This is a genomic window from Brevibacterium sp. CS2, assembly GCF_005280295.1.
Lineage (GTDB): Bacteria > Actinomycetota > Actinomycetes > Actinomycetales > Brevibacteriaceae > Brevibacterium > Brevibacterium pityocampae.
Map to the genome: position 1 here is coordinate 2,422,181 of NZ_CP040020.1, position 17,759 is coordinate 2,439,939.

Consider the following 17,759-nt stretch of genomic DNA (forward strand, 5'->3'; position numbering starts at 1 on the left):
GGCCCTTCATCATGCCCGGCGGTGCAGCGTCAGAACCGCTTCTTCTCCCGCGCGCGGCGGGCGCGGCGGGACTCGAAGCTCTCCTCGTGCTCGCCGGCCTGGCGCTCACCGGTGCCGCCGGAGGTCGGACGCGCGGCGCTCGATGGGGGATCGGCGGGCTTCTTCGGCTCGCCGGCCGCCCGGCTCCCGCTACCCCGGGCCGAGCTCTGCGGAGCACCGGCTGCGGAGCGCGGGGGAGACGCCGCGTCGACTCCGGCCGGGGACTCGCCGGCGGTGGCGGATGCGGACCCCGGTGCGGATGCGGTCCCGGGTTCGCCGGCAGCGTCCTGTTCGGTCGCGGGGGAGTCGTCGTCCCTCTCGGTCGCTGTGGAGACCTTCTTCCCGTCGGCCGCCGAGGAGCCATCCTTCTCGGTCCCGGGTTCCGGGGGAGTCGTGGATGCTGAGGGCTTCGAGGCCGCCGCATCGTCCGTCTGCTCCGCGACGCCTGCGGCGTCGACGGATCCCGGCGCGGCATCGTCCTTCGCGGGGCTCTCCTGCGACGGCCCGTTCTGCGCGGAGTCGCCAGTGGCAGCGTCCCCGGCCCCGCCCTGCGGGGCGCCGGGCCGGCGCATCTTCTCGCTGCGGAGCGCGCGGTCGAGGATCCGGTCGAAGGCGGAGGCGAGCTCCGCTGCCGGACGGCCCGGCCACGAGTGGATGGGCCGCGCCGAGCCCTGGGCCTGCTGGAGCACGGTGCGCTCCGGGAGCGGGGGAGTGATGACGAGCGGGCCGAACATCTCCTTGAGCTCGGTGAAGCGGTAGGCGTGCTCACGTGAGTTCGGTCGAACCCGGTTGACGACGATGCCGAGCGGCTGCAGGCTCTGCGCGTTGCGGCGGCGGAGCTCCTCGGTGGCGCGCAGCGCGCGGTCGGCTGCGGCGACGGAGAACAGGCCCGGCTCGGTGACGATGAGGACGCGGTCGCTCGCCGTCCAGGCGGCGCGGGTGAGTCCGTTGAGGGAGGGCGGGCAGTCGATGAGGACGAGCCGGTAGCCGCTCGACACCTTGGCGATCGCGTCCTTGAGACGGCGCAGGTACCGGTCCGTGAGCGAGGGCCGGTCGAACTCGGCGGCACGCGGGGAGCCGGGGATGACATCGATGTGGCCGGGGCGGTCGCCCACCCAGCCGCTCGGCACGACCGCGCGGTCGAGGATCCGCGACTTCGGTGCGGCGAGGACGTCGGCGATGTCGACCTCGGTGGTCACCGGGACGTCGAGGCCCGTGGAGGCGTCGGCCTGCGGATCGACGTCGACGACCAACGTCGGGATGCCCCGGCTGTAGGCGGCCGAGGCCAGGCCGAGGGTGACGGAGGTCTTTCCGACCCCGCCCTTGAGACTGGAGACACTGAGGACGAGCACAGTCCAACGTTAGCCGATATCCCACCCCGGATCATGACGACGCACGCAGGAGCGCGCACCGGGTTCGCTCAGCCGGGGATCTCGACCCGGATGCGCGAACCCGTGGGGGACGCCTCGAGCACGATCTGGTTCGGGATCGCCTGCTGCATCCCCTGGACGTGGGAGATCACCCCGACGGTGCGACCGCCCTCGCGCAGCTCCTCGAGGATCCCGATGACCTCGGCGAGGGTGTCCGGGTCGAGGGTGCCGAAGCCCTCGTCGATGAACAGCGAATCGAGCTCGATCCCCCCGGCGGTCGACTTCACGGTGTCGGCGAGCCCGAGGGCGAGCGCGAGGGCGGCCATGAAGCTCTCCCCGCCCGACAGCGTCCGCGGGTCGCGCCGCTCCTGGGTGAAGCCGTCGACGACCTGCAGGCCGAGTCCCGCACGCTTCTCCCGCCGGTGGATGACGTCGTCGTGGACGAGGGAGTAGCGACCCCGGCTCATCACCCGCAGCCGCTCCGAGGCGTTCGCGGCGACGTCGGCGAACAGAGCGACGAGCGCGTAGGACGACAGCGAGATCCGCCGCAGGTTGTCCGGGCTCGTCGCCTGCACGAGGCCGGCCAGTGCCACGTCTGCCCGGAGTTCGCCGAGCTCGTCCTCCTCGACCGCGGCCTCGTCGAGGAACGTCGTGCGGAGCCCGGTGATATCGCGGCAGCGATCCTCGGCGACTGCGAGGGATTCGACGGCCCGGCGGGCCCGCTCCCGGAACCGCACCTCCGCGTCCTCCGCGCGGGCGCAGGCGGAGAGCAGCTCCTCCTCCGGTGCGGTGTCGCGCGAGGCAGCCGGGAACCACGCCGACTCCCGCATCACGGTGATGCGGGTGAGGAGAGCCTGGTGCTGCGCCGCCTGGGAGGAGAGCACATCCGGGTCGAGGTTGCGGGCGCTGAGGAGCTCCGATTCGGAGGTGAAGGGCGAGGCCCGCAGCGCCGTGTCGTACTCCGTCTGCCGCGTGGCCACCTCGCTCGCGGCGTCCGCGGCGGCGGCACTGGCTCGCCCGGCCGCCTGAGCGGCCGCGGTGAGTGCGGTGCCGGTCGCTGCGGCTTCCTCCGCGGCCGCCCATGACTCCGGCACCGCGTGCCCGGTGCGTCGGAGGACCTCGCGGGCGGAGGCGGCTTCGGACTCGTCGAGCTCAGCGATCTGCTCGGCGAGGGATTCGGACCGCGCGTGCAGGCGGGTGAGCTCCGTCGACAGGCGCTGTGCTTCGCCGTCGAGCGCATCAGCGCGGGTCGCGAGGCGATCGGCCTCCGTGCGGAGCCGGTCGAGATCGGCGGTCTGCGTTTCGAGCGCCTCGACCTGCTGCGCGGCTGCGGCCCTGGCGCGGGAGGCATCGTCGACCGAGCCGTCACCGGCGGTGGCCCGCGCAGCGGCGTGCTGCTCCTCGAGCCGGGTGCTCCGGTCCTGAGCCGCGGTCAGTGCGGCCTGCCGCGACTCCCAGGTGGAATGGGCGCGCTCCTCGTCCTCTCGGGTGACGGAATGCGAGTCCGCTGCGGCCGGGTGCGGGTGTTCGGTCGATCCGCAGACGGGGCATTCGGCCCCGGCTTCCAGTGCGGCGGAGAGCTCCGCGGCGATCCCGGTGATGCGGCGGCGACGGATGTCCTCGTAATCCGTGCGAGCGCGGTCCCGATCGGTGCGCCGGGATCCGACCTCGGTGCGCGCATCGGCCAGCCGGTCGGCCAGGCGGTCGCGGAGCTCGGCGGACTCGAGCTGCTCCGCGGCCCGACGGAGGTTCGCGCGCTCCTTCTCGAGTGCGGCGCGCACGGTGGGTTCGGCGGCGAGTGCGGTCGCGGTCTCGGTGCGCCGGCGGGCCTCCGCCTGCTGGAGCTCGGCGTGCTCCCGGAGCCGTGCCGACTGCGTGGTGATCGCCTCCTCGCAGTCCCGAGCTGCAGCGCGTAGGGATTCGCCGCGCTCGAGTGCTCTGCGAAGCGTCCGGGCCGCTTCCGCGACCCCGCGCCCGAGCTCTGCGAGCTCCTCCCAAGAGGTGTCGGGGTCGACCTCCGGCAGGGTCGCGAGCGCGGCCTCGAGGCGCCCGCGCTCAGCGCGCGCCGATTCTGTGCGGGTGTCCCGCGTGCGCTCGGCGGCGCGGAGCTCACGGTGCAGCGGCAGCACCGCGCCGGCAGCCCGGGCGAGCGCCTGCTGCTCACGGATCCGGTCGCGGTCGCCCGCCCCGCCCTCGTAGTCCTGTTCGAGCTTCCGCAGCCCGGTGAGCTCCCGGCGGGCGGTGAGGCGCTCCGCGGCGGCACCGGCCGCCTCCGCCGCCCGTTCCCAGGCCGCCTGACTGAGATCCCGGCCGGCCACGGCGAGGTTCCGGCGCTCGGCGCAGATCGCCGTGCTCGGCCCGAGCACGGCGTCGACATCGGCGACGCCCGGGTGCTCGACCGCAGGGCGGGGGAGGTCCTCGCCGTGGACGGCGAGCGCCCGGTCGACGAGTGCTGTGCGCCCGGCGGACACCTCGGTCATCCGGGTGCGCGCCGCCCGGGCGGAGTCGGCGAGGACCCGTTCGACGGCGGTGAAGTGCTCGGTGTCGAAGAGCCGCCGCAGGATGGGTTCGCGCTCCTGCGGTGCGGCGCGGAGGAAGGCGGCGAACCCGCCCTGGGGGAGGAGGACGATCTTGGTGAACTGCTCGGCGTTGAGGCGCAGTGCCCGATTGACGTGGGCCTGGACCTCGTTCATCGTGCGGCCGAGTCCGGCCCACGCGGTGCCGTCCCACTGGAGCAGGGACACCGCCGGTCGCTGCGTGACCGTGCCGGAGCCGCGCTGCTTGGGCCGTTCGTAGGCCGGGCTGCGTTCGATCCGATAGCGCCGGCCGCGCGCACTGAAGTCGAGGACGACCGTCGTCGGGGTGGTCGGAGCGGCGAACTGGGAGCGCAGCTGTCCGGCGTCGTTGCGGGCCCCCGGCACGGTCCCGTAGAGGGCGAAGACGATGGCATCGAGGACGGTCGTCTTCCCCGAGCCGGTGGGCCCGTGGATGAGGAAGAGGCCGTCCCCGGCGAGGGCGTCGAAGTCGACCTCCGCGGTCTCCGCGAACGGTCCGAAGGCCGAGAGCGTCAGCGTGTGCAGTCTCATGCGTCCTCCCTCCGCGCGGAGGCGAGTGCGGTCTCGAACCGGGTGCGCTCCCCGGGCCGCGCGGGGCGTCCGGCGACGTCCTCGACGAAGGCGGAGAACACCTCGGTGTCGGTGCGGGCGGCCGCCGTCGCGGCGTCCGGCACTTCCAGTGCGGTGGGCTGGGCGGCGTTGACGTAGCTGAGCCTGATGAGCCCGGGCAGCACGGCGCGCAGCCGCCCGAGCGCCCCGTCGACGCGCTCGGTGTCGGTGAGCTCGACGGCGACGAGCGCATCCTCGTGCTCCGCCGCGCGGGCGAGGACGTCGGCGAAGGTGCCGCGCACGGTCTCGATCCGGGAGAACGCCGGGACCGGCACCGCGCTGAGCTCGATCCCGGCGTCGCGGATGTCGAGGAGGACGAGCTGCTTGGGGGTGAGCGCCTCGGTGAATGACAGCGGCACGGGGGAGCCGGAGTAGCGCACGGTCGGGGTGATCGACTGCGGGCGGTGGAGGTGGCCGAGCGCGGCGTAGTCCGCACCGGCGAACACCGCAGCGGGCACCACGCCGACGCCGCCGATCCCGATATCGCGCTCCGATTCGCTGCCGACGGCACCGGACACGAAGGCGTGGGCCATGACGAGCAGCGGCACCCCGGGATGGTGGGCCCCCGCGTGCTCCCGGATCCTCTCCATCGCAGCACCGAGCACGGCGGTGTGGGTCCGCTCGACGCCGAACCGGGAATGGACGAGCGCGGGCTCGAGGTAGGGGATCGCGTACACCACGGCCTCCGGTTCTCCGCCGGCGGGGGAGAGGGGGACCGGCCAGGTGATGTCCGACAGCCGGGTCCGCAGGTGGAGACCTGCCGTGTCGACGAGCCTTCGACCCATCCCGAGCCGCATGAAGGAGTCGTGGTTGCCGCTGGAGACCACGACCCGGGTGCCGGCGGTGAGCAGCCGGCCCACCGCGGTGTCGAAGAGCTCGAGGGATTCCTGCGGCGGGATCGCCCGGTCGTAGACGTCGCCGGAGACGAGGATGACGTCGATGCGCTCGGCTTCGACCGTGTCGACGAGGAAGTCGAGGAACCGGGCGTGGACGTCGTGCTGGTCGACGCCGAAGAACGACCGTCCGAGGTGCCAGTCGGAGGTGTGGAGGATACGCATGTGCCCAGGGTATCGGCGGGGGCGGACACGGGGTCCGGCGGCGGGCCGCGCCCCGGACCCGCGGTGGGACGTGGAACGTTTCCGCGCCCCGCCGGTGACGTGTCCGCGGGCGTCTGTAGAGTTGTGCCCGTCAAAGGACCCCGCGTCGACCGCCGTCGACACCGAGCTGAAACGAGCAGCACTGATGTTCTCAAAGGTTCTCGTAGCCAACCGCGGAGAGATCGCGGTTCGCGCTTTCCGCGCCGCCTATGAACTGGGCGCCACCACCGTCGCCGTGTTCCCGTACGAAGATCGCAACTCGGAGCACCGGCTCAAGGCCGATGAGGCCTACACGATCGGGGAGAAGGGGCACCCGGTCCGCGCGTACCTCGATGTCGAGGAAGTCATCCGCGTGGCCAAGGAGTGCGGCGCCGACGCCGTGTACCCCGGCTACGGCTTTCTCTCCGAGAACCCCGACCTCGCCCGGGCCTGCGCCGACAACGGCATCGTCTTCATCGGCCCGAAGGCCGACGTCCTCGAGATGGCCGGCAACAAGGTGCACGCGCTCGAGGCCGCCCGCTCCGCCGGGATCCCCACGCTGGCGTCGACGCGGCCCTCGGCGGATCTCGACGAGCTCCTCGCGGACGCGGAGTCGATGGACTACCCGCTGTTCGTCAAGGCCGTCGCAGGCGGCGGCGGGCGCGGCATGCGCCGGGTCGGCAGCAAGTCCGAGCTCGTCGATGCCCTCAAGGCCGCGATGCGCGAGGCCGAGGGCGCCTTCGGCGACCCCACGGTCTTCATCGAGCAGGCCGTGCAGCGCCCGCGCCACATCGAGGTGCAGATCCTCGCCGACAACGACTCCAACGCGATCCACCTGTTCGAGCGCGACTGCTCGATCCAGCGGCGCCACCAGAAGGTCGTCGAGATCGCTCCGGCGCCCCACCTCGATCCGGCGGTCGCCGAGGCCCTGCGCACCGACGCGCTCAAGTTCGCCACCGCGCTCGGCTACCAGAACGCCGGCACCGTGGAGTTCCTCCTCGAGACCGAAGGGCCCCGGGCCGGCCAGCACGCCTTCATCGAGATGAACCCCCGGATCCAGGTCGAGCACACGGTGACCGAGGAGGTCACCGACGTCGACCTCGTGCAGTCCCAGATGCGGATCGCGGCCGGGGAGTCGCTCGCCGACCTCGGGCTCAGCCAGGACAGCATCACCGTCAAGGGCGCCGCCCTCCAGTGCCGCATCACCACCGAGGACCCGGCGAACTCGTTCCGTCCGGACACCGGTACCATCACCGCCTACCGGTCCGCCGGCGGCGCGGGAGTCCGCCTGGACGGCGGCACGGTGTACGCCGCGCCGAGATCTCCGCGCACTTCGACTCGATGCTCGTCAAGTGCACGACCCGCGGCCGCACCTTCGAACAGGCCGTCAACCGGGCCCGCCGCGCCCTGGCCGAATTCCGAATCCGCGGTGTGGCGACGAACATCGGGTTCCTCCGCGCCGTGCTCGACGACCCGGCGTTCATCCGCGGCGACGTCGCCACGACCTTCATCGAGGAGCGTCCGCACCTGCTCGCCGCGAAGGTCGGTGCCGACCGCGGCTCCAAGCTCCTCGAGTTCCTCGCCGACGTCACGGTCAACCGCCCGCACGGCGATTCCCCGGTGGCGCTGCTGCCCAAGGACAAGCTGCCCGCCTTCGACATCTCCGGCGAGGCCCCAGCCGGTCAGCGCCAGCGGCTGCTCGACCTCGGCCCGGCGGCCTTCGCCGCGGACCTGCGGAAGCAGTCCGCCCTCGCCGTGACGGACACCACCTACCGCGATGCCCACCAGTCGCTGCTCGCCACCCGCGTGCGCTCGAAGGACCTGCTCGCGGTCGCCCCGTACACCGCCCGGATGACTCCGGAGCTGCTGAGCCTCGAGTGCTGGGGCGGTGCGACCTACGACGTCGCGCTGCGCTTCCTCGCCGAGGATCCGTGGGAGCGCCTGGCCGCACTGCGCGAGGCGATGCCGAACATCAACCTGCAGATGCTCCTGCGCGGCCGCAACACCGTGGGCTACACCCCGTACCCCACCGCGGTGACCGATGCCTTCGTCGAGGAGGCCGCGCGCACCGGCGTCGACATCTTCCGGATCTTCGACGCCCTCAACGACGTCGAGCAGATGCGCCCGGCGATCGACGCCGTGCTCGCCACCGGGACCACCGTCGCCGAGGTCGCGCTGTGCTACACCTCGGACCTCACCGATCCGGCGGAGGAGCTCTACACCCTCGACTACTACCTCCGGCTCGCGGAGAAGATCGTCGAGGCCGGTGCCCACGTGCTCGCGATCAAGGACATGGCAGGCCTGCTGCGCCCGGCCGCTGCGACCACGCTGGTGACCGCGCTGCGGGAGAACTTCGACCTCCCGGTCCACGTGCACACCCACGACACCGCCGGAGGTCAGCTCGCCACGCTGCTCGCCGCCTCCGCCGCGGGAGCCGATGCGGTGGACGCCGCGAGCGCCTCGATGGCCGGCACCACGAGCCAGCCCGCGCTGTCCGCGCTCGTCGCCGCACTCGAGCACACCGACCGGGACACCGGCCTCTCGCTCGCCGCGGTCTCCGACCTCGAGCCGTACTGGGAGGCCGTGCGCAACGTCTACAAGCCCTTCGAATCCGGTCTGCCCGGCCCCACCGGCCGCGTCTACCGCCACGAGATCCCCGGCGGCCAGCTCTCGAACCTCCGCCAGCAGGCCGTCGCGCTCGGCCTCGGCGAGAAATTCGAGGAGATCGAGAAGATGTACGAGGCCGCGGACCGGATCCTCGGCCACCTCGTCAAGGTCACGCCCTCGTCGAAGGTCGTCGGTGACCTCGCCCTGCACCTCGTCGCCGTGGGCGCCGACCCGCAGGAGTTCGCCGAGAACCCGCGCCACTTCGACATCCCGGACTCCGTCATCGGATTCCTGTCCGGCGACCTCGGTGATCCGCCCGGCGGCTGGCCGGAGCCGTTCCGCTCCAAGGCGCTCGAGGGCCGCAAGTACACCGCCCCCGCGGAGAGCCTGTCCGACCACGACTCCGACCTGCTCGGGGAGACCGGCCGGGTGCGCCAGGAGACCCTCAACCGGCTCCTGTTCGCCGCTCCGTCCAAGGAATTCAACCGGATGCGGGAGACCTACGGCGACCTGTCCGTCCTCGAGACCACCGACTACCTCTACGGTCTTCAGGAGGGCGAGGAGCACGCCGTCGTCATCGACAAGGGCAAGGCGCTGCTCGTCGGCGTCCAGGCCGTCGGCCCGGCCGACGAGCGCGGCATGCGCACCGTGATGTGCACGCTCAACGGCCAGATGCGCCCCGTCTCCGTGCGCGACCGCTCCGTCGACGTCGACGTCGTCACCGCCGAGCGCGCCGACACCTCGGTGCCGGGCCACGTGGCCTGCCCGTTCGCCGGTGTCGTGACCATGCAGGTCGCGGCCGGGGACAGCGTCAAGGCCGGCGACACCGTCGCGACGATCGAGGCGATGAAGATGGAGGCCGCGATCACCGCCCCGATCGTCGGCACCGTCTCCCGTGTCGCGATCGGCGCCGTCCAGCAGCTCGAGGGCGGCGACCTCGTGGCCGTGGTCGATGCCTGAGAGGCCCATCCGTCGCTTCGGCGATCCGGTCCTCAAGACCGTGACCGACCCGGTCACGGTGTTCGACCGGAAGCTCAGGGAGCTCGTTCGCGACCTGCTCGACTCGACCCGCATGGAGGGGCGGGCAGGCGTGGCGGCCACCCAGATCGGGTCGACCCGCCGTGTCTTCGCCTACCACGTCGAGGGCGAGCTCGGCTACGTCGTCAATCCGGAGCTCGTCGAGACCGGGGGAGAGAAGCGGGAGATCGGGGAGGGCTGCCTCTCCGTGCCCGGGCTCTGGTACCCCACCCCGCGCTGGGAGACCGCCGTGGTCCGCGGCGTCGACCAGGACAACCAGCCGGTCGTCGTGCGGGGCGAGGGCCTCATGGCCCAGATGCTCCAGCACGAGGTCGACCACCTCGACGGACTCGTCTACCTCGACCGGCTGAGCCCGGAGAACCGGCGCGCCGCCCTCAAGGCGGTCCGGGAGTCCGACTGGTTCTGAGCCCGCACGATCGGGCCCGGAGCACCCGAGCCCGTCCGCACTGCAAGCACCGCACATGACTACAGGAGTTGATATGACAATCGAACGCGCAGGAGTGATCGGCTGCGGCCTCATGGGATCCGGCATCGCCGAGATCCTCGCCCGCAAGGGCCTCGACGTCGTCGTCCGCGACATCGACGACGCCGCCGTCGAGGCCGGTCGCGCCCGGGTGGAGAAGTCCTTCGCCAAGGGCGTCGAGCGGGGCAAGATGAGCGCCGAGGACCGCGACGGCGCTCTCGCCCGCCTCCACTTCACCACGGATCTGTCGGCGATGGCCGACCGGCAGCTCGTCATCGAGGCGGCGAGCGAGAACGAGGGGATCAAGAAGAAGATCTTCGCCGAGCTCGACTCGATCGTCACCGACCCGCAGGCGATCCTCGCGTCGAACACCTCGTCGATGCCGATCGTGCGGTTCGCCCAGGCGACCTCCCGCCCCGAGCGCGTCATCGGCATGCACTTCTTCAACCCCGCACCGGTGCAGCCGCTCGTCGAGATCATCTCCTCGCTGCTGACCGACCCGGCGATGGCCGACGAGCTCGACGCCTTCACCACCGAGGTGCTCGGCAAGGTCACCATCCGCTCCGACGACCGCCCCGGGTTCATCGTCAACGCGCTGCTCATCCCGTTCCTGTTCTCCGCCATCCGCATGCTCGAGGCCGGGCACGCGACGAAGGAGGACATCGACACCGGGATGATCAACGGCTGCGCCCACCCGATGGGCCCGATCCGGCTCGCCGACCGGGTGGGCCTGGACACCTGCTTCTACGTCGGACAGAGCATCTACGAGGAGACCGGGGACCCGGCGAACAAGCCGCCGCTGCTGCTGAGCCGCATGGTCGACGCCGGCCTGCTCGGCGTGAAGTCCGGTCAGGGCTTCTACGACGACTACCGCTGAGCCGTCACGGCCGGCCCTCGGCCGGAGACGCGAAGGCCCCCACCGGGAACCCGGTGGGGGCCTTCGCATTCCTGCCGGCGGGTGGGCGCCCGTGCCGGCGGGATCTCAGTCCTGGGCGAGGAGCTTCTCGCAGGCGGCGAGTCGCACGCACACCGCGAGACCCTCGGTGGCGGCGGTGACATCGGCGAGGCTCGGCATCGTCGGGGCGATCCGGATCACCGCGTCGTCGGGGTCGAGGCCGTAGGGGTGCGTCGCACCCGCCGGGGTGAGCTTGACACCGGCCTCACCGGCGAGCTTGACCACCCGGTCGGCGGTTCCGGGGAGCACGGAGAGCGTGATGAAGTAGCCGCCGTCCGGGTCCGTCCATCGCGCCGCCCCGGTGCCGGCGAGGCCGGCCTCGAGCTTCTCGATGACCGCGGCGAACTTCGGGCCGATGAGCGCGGCGTGCTCGGACATGTGCCGGCGCACCCCGGCGGCATCGCCGAAGAACCGGGCGTGGCGCAGCTGGTTGATCTTGTCCGGGCCGATCGACGCGGCGCCGAGGTGGCCGGTGAACCAGCCGATGTTCGCCTCCGAGCCACCGTAGAAGGCGACCCCGGCACCCGGATGGGTGATCTTCGAGGTCGAGGCGAACACCCACACCCGGTCGGGGTGTCCGGCATCCGCGGCGAGACCGAGCACGTCGAGCATCGGGGCGTGGGGCTCGCGCAGGTGGTGGATGCCGTAGGCGTTGTCCCACAGGAGCTTGAAGTCCGGGGCCGCGGTCGGCATCGCGAGCAGGGCGCGGGTGCGCTCCTCGCTCATCGAGATGCCGGTCGGGTTCGAGTACATCGGGACGACCCACATGCCCTTGATCGTGGGATCGGTGGCGACGAGCTCCTCGACCGCGGACAGCACCGGGCCCTCGTCGTCGAGGGGGACGGTGACGAGCTCGAAGCCGAGCGCCTCGGCGAGCGTGAAGTGGCGGTCGTACCCGGGCACGGGGCAGATGATCCGGCGCGGCTGCCCGACCCACGGCGCGTCGCCGTCGACCGTGCCGGCGAGCAGCGCGAAGCTCAGCGCCTGGTGCATGAGAGTGAGGGAGGAGTTGCCCTGCGCGAGCAGCTGATCGGCGGGGACGCCGTAGAGCTCGCCGAACATCTCGCGGAGCTCCGGGAGGCCCTCGAGCCCGCCGTAGTTGCGGACGTCGACGCCGTCGCGGGAGCGGATGTCGTCCCCGGCGACCGCGGTGAGCAGGCCCGCGGACAGGTCGAGCTGGTCGGTGCCGGGCTTGCCGCGGGTGATGTCGAGGTCGAGCCCGCGGGCGGCGAAGTCGCCGTACGCCTCGGTCGCGGCCGCGAGCTCCTGCTCGAGGTCCGCCTGCGAGAGATCTTCCAGTGCCATGCGAAGCCGCCCTTCCCGGGGTCGATGAGGCCTTCCGCTCATATCCTAGTGCGGTGACCCCTGACCCCGAGACCCGCCTCCGCCCGGTCCTGCTCGGTGCGCTGCTCGCCGTCGGGCTCGGCCTCGTCGCCCTGTTCCCCGACGCGCTCGGGCTGCACACCCTCAGCGGCGCGGTGCATCTCAGTGCCCTGCGCGGCCTCGTCACGCTCGCCGCGCTCGGGATCCTCCTCGTTGCCGCAGGCGGCCTGCTCTCCCGCCGGTCGCGGCCGTTCCTCACCGGGTTCCTCGGGTTCGGCGCCGTCCTCGTGCTCGCCAGCGGCGGGATCCTGCTCGGCCGAGGATATTCCGACCCGGGCGTGCCCGCGGCGGAGACCCAGCCGTTCGCCCCGGCGGCCGCCCCTGGGTCGGCCCCGGGGTCCCGGCTCACCGTGCTCACCGCGAACGTCCTCATCGGCAACGCCGGCTACGAGGATCTGCTCCGGGAAGCGGCCGCCGCGCAGGCCGACGTCATCGCCCTCCAGGAGACCTCACCGGCCATCGTCGAAGCGGTCCTCGAGCGCACCGGACTGTCAGCGGAGTATGAGGTGGCGGCGGTGTCGATCCGCTCCGGGGTCGACACCGCGGCGACGATCCTCCTCGTCAACCCGGCGCTCGAGCCGGAGGAGATCGATGGAGGACCGCTGCCCTTCGCCGCGGTCGGTGCGCGCACGAATGTGGGGGACATCTACGCGGTCCACACCTATGCGCCGATCGACCGCAGTATCCGCCAGTTCAACTGGTGGCGCTCGGTGTCGGAATCAGCGAAGCTCTGCACGACCGGGGCCGGCACCCTCGTCGTCGGGGACTTCAACGCCACCCCGGACCACCGGACCCTGACCGGACACACCGATTGCACCGATGCGGCCACCGCACTCGGCATGGGGGCCGTGGGCACCTGGCCGCAGACCGTCGGCGACCGGGAGTGGCCGCGCGGGCTCGGCGCCGCGATCGACCACCAGCTGTTCGATCCGCAGCGCTTCACCGCACACCGCGGCTGGATCCTCGACATCCCGGGATCGGACCACCGCGGAGTGCTCGTCGAGTACATCGTGGACGCCGCGCGGGTGCCATGATGGGCACATGAAACGATACACACCGGACTCGACCCGTTCCCAGATCGATGCCATCATGGCCGGCTTCGGCGTCGACGACGCCACCCGCACCGTGTGCACCGACGTCATGTTCGCCACCGACCTCTCCGGGGTCGACTCCCACGGCATCTCGATGCTGCCGATCTACCACCGGGAGATCGCCGCCGGCACCACCGACCCGGACGCCGTGCCCGAGGTGACCCGCAGCGCCGGGGCCTTCAGCCTCATCGATGGGCACCGGGGGTTCGGCCACACCGCGGCGCACCTCGGCATGCGCGAGGCGATCGCGAAGGCCAAGGAGATGGGCATCGGGCTCGGCTCGGTGGGCAACGCCAACCACTTCGGCGCCGCCGGCTACTACGCGCGGATGGCCGCCGAGGAGGGGCTCATGGGCATGGCCCTGTGCTCGACCCGGGAGGCCCTGCAGACCCCCACCGGCTCCCGCCACCCGCTCATGGGCACGAATCCGCTCGCCTTCGCCGCCCCCGTCACCGGGGAGGAGCCGATCGTCATCGACATGGCCTCCTCCGTCGTCCCCCTCAACAAGGTCAAGGTCTACGGGCTCAAGGGCGAGCCGCTGCCCGCGGAGTGGGTCGTCGACGACGCAGGCGAGGTCGAGACCGACGCCGGGGCCGCGTACGCCGGTCTGTGCAGCCACGACGACCGCCACGGCCTCGTGCCGATCGGCGGGCGCGGCACCCTGTCCGGCGGCCACAAGGGCTACGCGCTGGCCACGATGATCCAGCTCCTGTCCGCCGCGATCCCGGGCGCCGACCAGCCCGGCAGCAAGGCCGGGTTCCACGACGTCGGCTACTTCTTCCTCGCGATCGACACCGAGCTCATCAACCCGGGCGTGGCCGCCGACTACGCGAAGGAGCTGCGCGACACCCTGCGCGGGCTCGAGCCCGTCGACCCGGCGCATCCCGTGCAGGTCGCCGGCGACCCCGAGACCAGGATCCGCGCCGAGCGATCCGCCCACGGGATCCCGCTGGCCGACACCCTCGTCGGTCAGCTGCAGCACGTGTGCGCCGACACCGGAGCGGAGTTCCTCCTCGCGGAGCAGGTCTGATTGGCCGGCCCGCGCATGCCTGCCGCCGGCCGCGAGGCGCACGGCAGGTGCTTCGGCACGGCCGCGGACGTCTACGACGCGGTGCGTCCCGGCTACCCGGACGCGCTCGTCGATGCGATCGCGGCGGACGGGGGAGCGGTGCTCGACCTCGCCGCCGGCACCGGAAAGCTCACGCGCCCGCTGCTCGAGCGCGGCCTCGAGGTCGTCGCCGTCGACCCCGACGGCCAGGCGCTCGCCCGCAACCCGGCCCGCGGGATCCTCGGCACTGGGGAGTCGATCCCGCTGGCCGACGGCAGCGTCGACCTCGTCACCGTCGCCCAGGCCTGGCATTGGCTCGACCCGGAGCGCTCAGCCGCGGAGATCGCCCGCGTCCTCCGCCCGGGCGGAGTGCTGTGGATCGTGCTCAACCAGCTCGATGTGCGCGTCGACTGGGTGCTGCGGCTGAGCCGCATCATGCACGCCGGCGACGTCTACCGCCCGCACTGGCGCCCTGAGCTCGGACCGGGGTTCGGTCGTGTCGAGGCGCGCCTCGACGAGTTCAGCACCCCGGTGGGCGTCGACGACATCGTCGACCTCGCCGCCACCCGCTCCTACTGGCTGCGCTCGCCGCGGCACATCCGCAAGCGCGTCGAGGCCAACCTCCGCGACTACTTCGCCGAGGAGCACCCCGTGGCACTCGGCACCCGCCTCGACCTCCCGTACCTCTGTCTCAGCTATCGCGCACAGCGTCTCACCGACGCCGGATCCGCATGAGGGCAGAACCATCCGTGGGAGGATGAGGAACGGAATCGACTGAGGAGGAGACACGAGAATGCGCGGAGTCCTGCTGACAGAGCACGGCGGACCGGAGGTCCTCGGATGCACCGGGATCCCGGACCCCGAACCGAAGGCCGGTCAGGTCCTCGTCGAGCTGCGGACCGCGGGCATCAACCGCCGCGACGCGCTCATCCGTGGCGGGATCGGCCCCGGCTACCGACCGCACCTGCCGGTGATCCTCGGCTCCGACGGCGCCGGCATCCGCCGTGACACGGGGGAGGAGGTCATCATCCTGCCGTCCCTGCGCTGGGGCGACGACGACGCCTGCCCCGGACCGGATTACGCGGTGCTCGGCGGCGGGCCCGACGGCGGCACCTACGCGGAGCTCATCGCGGTCGACGAGGCCTGCCTGTTCCCCAAACCGCGCCACCTCGCCTGGGCGGAGGCCGGCGCGCTGTCGCTGTCCGGCCTCACCGCATACCGGGCGCTGTTCACCGTCGGGCGGCTGCGGCGCGGCCAGACCCTCGTCATCCTCGGCGCCGGGTCGGGCGTGTCGCTCATCGCCCTCCAGCTCGCCGTCAAGGCCGGCGCGCGCGTCGCGGTGACGTCCTCGAGCGAGGACAAGCTCCGGCTCGCCGAGGAGATGGGCGCTGCGGTCGGCGTCGACTACACCGTCCCGGACTGGGAGCTGCGGCTGCGCGACGAGATCGGAGAGGCCGACCTCGTCCTCGACTCGGTGGGATCGACGCTCCAGGAGTCCGTGCTGCTGCTGCGGCGCGGGGGAGCGGTGCTGTCGATGGGCGGGACCGGTGACAGCGGCATCGTCTCCGACTTCGACATCCGTACCCTCTACCTCCAGCACAAGCGGATCCTCGGCACCGCGATGGGGTCCCCGCGGGACTTCGCCGGGTTCCTCGAGATGGTGTCCGACGGGGACATCGATCCCGTCATCGACTCCGTCTACCCGCTCGACGAGGTCGCCGAGGCGCACTCCCAGCTCGACTCGAACCTCCGCTTCGGCAAGATCGTGCTCTCGATGGAGTGAGGCGCCGGCCGACGCCCGGACATGGAAGAACCGGCCGGGACATCGCGTGATGCGATGTCCCGGCCGGTTCCGCTGTCACCGGGGCGAGGGACGCCCCGAGGATCCTCAGACCGAGGTGCCGGTGCCCGAGGTGCCGGAGTCGGTGCCGGTCGAGGTGCCCAGGTCCGTGGTGACCGTGGTGCTGCGGTCGGTGCCCTGGTTGTGGGCGACCGAGATCTTGCGCGGCCGCGCCTCCTCCGCGACCGGGATCGTCAGCAGGAGCACACCGTCGGTGTAGTCCGCCGAGATCTGGTCGAGGGCGATCCGGTTGCCCAGGGTGAGCTGACGGGCGAAGGTCCCGGTGGGACGCTCACGGGTGAGCCACTTGATGTCCTGGGTGCTCGTGTTCGCGGTGCGCTCGGCGCGCACGGTCAGCGTGCGGTCCTGCACGTCGACATCGATGCTCGCCGGGTCGACGCCGGGCATGTCGATGCGGGCGACGAACACCTCGCCCTCACGGTAGAGGTCCATCGGCAGCGCGGCGGTGTTGGGGGTGCGGGTGACCTCGGAGAAGAAGCGGTCGAGATCGCGGATCGGATCGAACTTGGTGGCCATGTGCATGTCCTTTCAGATGTGCGGTGAAGCCTTACATTGAGTCGAACACACTCAAGTCCGAGATCATTCCCGAGAACCGCCGACTCCGCGCCCGCAGGTTCTGCAGCACGGCCGATCTCCTAGAGTGAGGTCCATGGGATTCGCCGACATCGTCACCGCGCTCGTGCCGGTGGCGGCTCTCATCGCCCTGGGCTTCGGATTGCGGCGCACCCCGCTGTTCTCCTCCGCGGACTTCTGGGCGGGCGCGGAGAAGCTCGCCTACTTCGCCCTCCTGCCGACCCTGCTGTTCCGCAACGTCGCCACCGTCGACATCGCCGCCTTCGACCTCGGCCCGCTCGCACTCGGCCTCGTGCTGCCGACGCTCGGCGTGGCGGGCGTCCTGTGCCTGGTCCACCGGCTCGTCGCGGCCGACGCCCCGGCGTTCACCTCGGTGTTCCAGGGCGGCATCCGCTTCAACACCTACATCGGCCTGTCCCTGTCCGCGGCGCTGTTCGCCGACACCGGGCTCGCGCTCGCGGCGATCATCGGCGCGATCCTCGTCCCCCTCGTCAACGTCCTGTCCTCGCTCGCCTTCGAGCTCTTCCTCGTCGACAAGCACTCGTGGCTCTCGCTCCTGCGCACGGTGGTCCTCAATCCGCTCGTGCTCGGCTGCGCGCTCGGGATCGTCGTCAACCTGCTCCCCGTCGAACTGCCCGGGCTCGCGCTCGAGGTGCTCGACCCGCTGTCGGCCGCGGCCCTGCCGGTCGGCCTGCTGTGCGTCGGCGCGGGGATGCGTGCGATCTCGATCGGCGAGCACGGGGTCGGCCTGGTCGTCGCCGCCGCGGTCAAGCTCCTCGTCCTGCCGGCGGTGACCGTCGCCGCGCTCCTCGCCTTCGGCGTCACCGGCGAGGCGGCTCGCGTGGGCCTCGTGTTCCAGGCGATCGCGACCGCGCCGAGCGCGTACGTCATGGCCCGGCAGCTCGGCGGGAACGCCCGGCTCATGGCCGCCCTCATCGCCGTGCAGACGCTTCTGTCGATGGTCACCCTGCCGCTCGTCCTCGGCCTCGGGTTCCGGCTCCTCGGCTGAGTCCGCGGATCCCGCTAGACTGCGAAGTGCCCCGCCGACGGCACCCGCCCCGTTCGGCGATCCCCGCCCGAAGGCATCGATC

Annotated in this window: 12 protein-coding genes and 1 pseudogene; 8 read left to right on the plus strand and 5 right to left on the minus strand. The window is 72.0% G+C overall.

Annotation, left to right across the window (positions count from 1 at the left end):
• Positions 1–29: 29 nt before the first annotated feature.
• The 3 genes from FDF13_RS15645 to FDF13_RS10930 all read right to left on the minus strand — a co-directional run bounded on the left by FDF13_RS15645 (position 30) and on the right by FDF13_RS10930 (position 5,631).
• Positions 30–1,391: a ParA family protein gene (locus FDF13_RS15645; protein WP_137319657.1), complete on the minus strand. Its 1,362-nt coding sequence runs from the start codon at positions 1,389–1,391 to the stop codon at positions 30–32.
• Positions 1,392–1,459: 68 nt separating this feature from the next.
• A complete protein-coding gene (locus FDF13_RS10925) occupies positions 1,460–4,495 on the minus strand; it encodes an AAA family ATPase (RefSeq protein ID WP_137319658.1) in 3,036 nt (1,011 codons plus the stop codon).
• Entirely contained in the window at positions 4,492–5,631 is a 1,140-nt protein-coding gene (locus FDF13_RS10930; protein ID WP_137319659.1) for an exonuclease SbcCD subunit D, read from the minus strand. Before FDF13_RS10930 ends, FDF13_RS10925 begins: the two co-directional genes overlap by 4 nt.
• Before the next feature lie 184 nt (positions 5,632–5,815).
• On the opposite strand from FDF13_RS10930, the pseudogene FDF13_RS10935 reads away from it, so the two are divergent.
• The 3 genes and pseudogenes from FDF13_RS10935 to FDF13_RS10945 all read left to right on the plus strand — a co-directional run bounded on the left by FDF13_RS10935 (position 5,816) and on the right by FDF13_RS10945 (position 10,634).
• Positions 5,816–9,216: pseudogene (locus tag FDF13_RS10935) on the plus strand (pyruvate carboxylase).
• Positions 9,209–9,700, plus strand: a complete 492-nt coding sequence (gene def / locus FDF13_RS10940; protein WP_137319660.1) for a peptide deformylase — start codon at positions 9,209–9,211, stop codon at positions 9,698–9,700. Before FDF13_RS10935 ends, def begins: the two are co-directional and overlap by 8 nt.
• 73 nt (positions 9,701–9,773) lie before the next feature.
• On the plus strand, positions 9,774–10,634 hold the full coding sequence (locus FDF13_RS10945) for a 3-hydroxybutyryl-CoA dehydrogenase (protein WP_137319661.1): 861 nt from the start codon (positions 9,774–9,776) through the stop codon (positions 10,632–10,634).
• 105 nt (positions 10,635–10,739) lie between these two features.
• Here the strand turns inward: FDF13_RS10945 and FDF13_RS10950 are convergent, their stop codons facing one another.
• Positions 10,740–12,017, minus strand: coding sequence for an aminotransferase class I/II-fold pyridoxal phosphate-dependent enzyme (locus FDF13_RS10950; protein ID WP_137319662.1), 1,278 nt, complete (start codon positions 12,015–12,017; stop codon positions 10,740–10,742).
• A gap of 53 nt (positions 12,018–12,070) precedes the next feature.
• Between FDF13_RS10950 and FDF13_RS10955 the strand changes: the two genes are divergently transcribed.
• From FDF13_RS10955 to FDF13_RS10970, 4 genes are read left to right on the plus strand one after another with little or no spacing between them, the layout of a single operon-like run.
• Positions 12,071–13,129 carry an endonuclease/exonuclease/phosphatase family protein gene (locus FDF13_RS10955; RefSeq protein ID WP_175406958.1) on the plus strand — a complete coding sequence of 353 codons (1,059 nt, stop codon included), beginning with the start codon at positions 12,071–12,073 and terminating at the stop codon, positions 13,127–13,129.
• Between the two features lie 7 nt (positions 13,130–13,136).
• Positions 13,137–14,216: an Ldh family oxidoreductase gene (locus FDF13_RS10960; RefSeq protein ID WP_137319664.1), complete on the plus strand. Its 1,080-nt coding sequence runs from the start codon at positions 13,137–13,139 to the stop codon at positions 14,214–14,216.
• A 15-nt stretch (positions 14,217–14,231) separates the two neighbouring features.
• Positions 14,232–14,969: a class I SAM-dependent methyltransferase gene (locus tag FDF13_RS10965; RefSeq protein WP_137319665.1), complete on the plus strand. Its 738-nt coding sequence runs from the start codon at positions 14,232–14,234 to the stop codon at positions 14,967–14,969.
• Between the two features lie 58 nt (positions 14,970–15,027).
• Positions 15,028–16,017 (plus strand): zinc-binding dehydrogenase, encoded by a 990-nt coding sequence (locus FDF13_RS10970; RefSeq protein WP_137319666.1) that lies wholly within the window; start codon positions 15,028–15,030, stop codon positions 16,015–16,017.
• 105 nt (positions 16,018–16,122) lie between these two features.
• Here FDF13_RS10970 and FDF13_RS10975 read toward each other — a convergent pair whose 3' ends face one another.
• Entirely contained in the window at positions 16,123–16,611 is a 489-nt protein-coding gene (locus tag FDF13_RS10975) for an Hsp20/alpha crystallin family protein (RefSeq protein WP_137319667.1), read from the minus strand.
• A 133-nt stretch (positions 16,612–16,744) separates the two neighbouring features.
• Here FDF13_RS10975 and FDF13_RS10980 point away from each other — a divergent pair, with 133 nt between their 5' ends.
• Positions 16,745–17,677, plus strand: coding sequence for an AEC family transporter (locus tag FDF13_RS10980; RefSeq protein WP_137319668.1), 933 nt, complete (start codon positions 16,745–16,747; stop codon positions 17,675–17,677).
• Positions 17,678–17,759: the final 82 nt, after the last annotated feature.

What these genes read in the sequence shown, in the direction of transcription:
- FDF13_RS10925 (WP_137319658.1), bottom strand. Translation starts at nt 4,495, where the DNA reads ATGAGACTGCACACGCTGACGCTCTCGGCCTTCGGACCGTTCGCGGAG.
- FDF13_RS10930 (WP_137319659.1), bottom strand. Translation starts at nt 5,631, where the DNA reads ATGCGTATCCTCCACACCTCCGACTGGCACCTCGGACGGTCGTTCTTC.
- def (WP_137319660.1), top strand. Translation starts at nt 9,209, where the DNA reads ATGCCTGAGAGGCCCATCCGTCGCTTCGGCGATCCGGTCCTCAAGACC.
- FDF13_RS10945 (WP_137319661.1), top strand. Translation starts at nt 9,774, where the DNA reads ATGACAATCGAACGCGCAGGAGTGATCGGCTGCGGCCTCATGGGATCC.
- FDF13_RS10950 (WP_137319662.1), bottom strand. Translation starts at nt 12,017, where the DNA reads ATGGCACTGGAAGATCTCTCGCAGGCGGACCTCGAGCAGGAGCTCGCG.
- FDF13_RS10960 (WP_137319664.1), top strand. Translation starts at nt 13,137, where the DNA reads ATGAAACGATACACACCGGACTCGACCCGTTCCCAGATCGATGCCATC.
- FDF13_RS10965 (WP_137319665.1), top strand. Translation starts at nt 14,232, where the DNA reads ATGCCTGCCGCCGGCCGCGAGGCGCACGGCAGGTGCTTCGGCACGGCC.
- FDF13_RS10970 (WP_137319666.1), top strand. Translation starts at nt 15,028, where the DNA reads ATGCGCGGAGTCCTGCTGACAGAGCACGGCGGACCGGAGGTCCTCGGA.
- FDF13_RS10975 (WP_137319667.1), bottom strand. Translation starts at nt 16,611, where the DNA reads ATGGCCACCAAGTTCGATCCGATCCGCGATCTCGACCGCTTCTTCTCC.
- FDF13_RS10980 (WP_137319668.1), top strand. Translation starts at nt 16,745, where the DNA reads ATGGGATTCGCCGACATCGTCACCGCGCTCGTGCCGGTGGCGGCTCTC.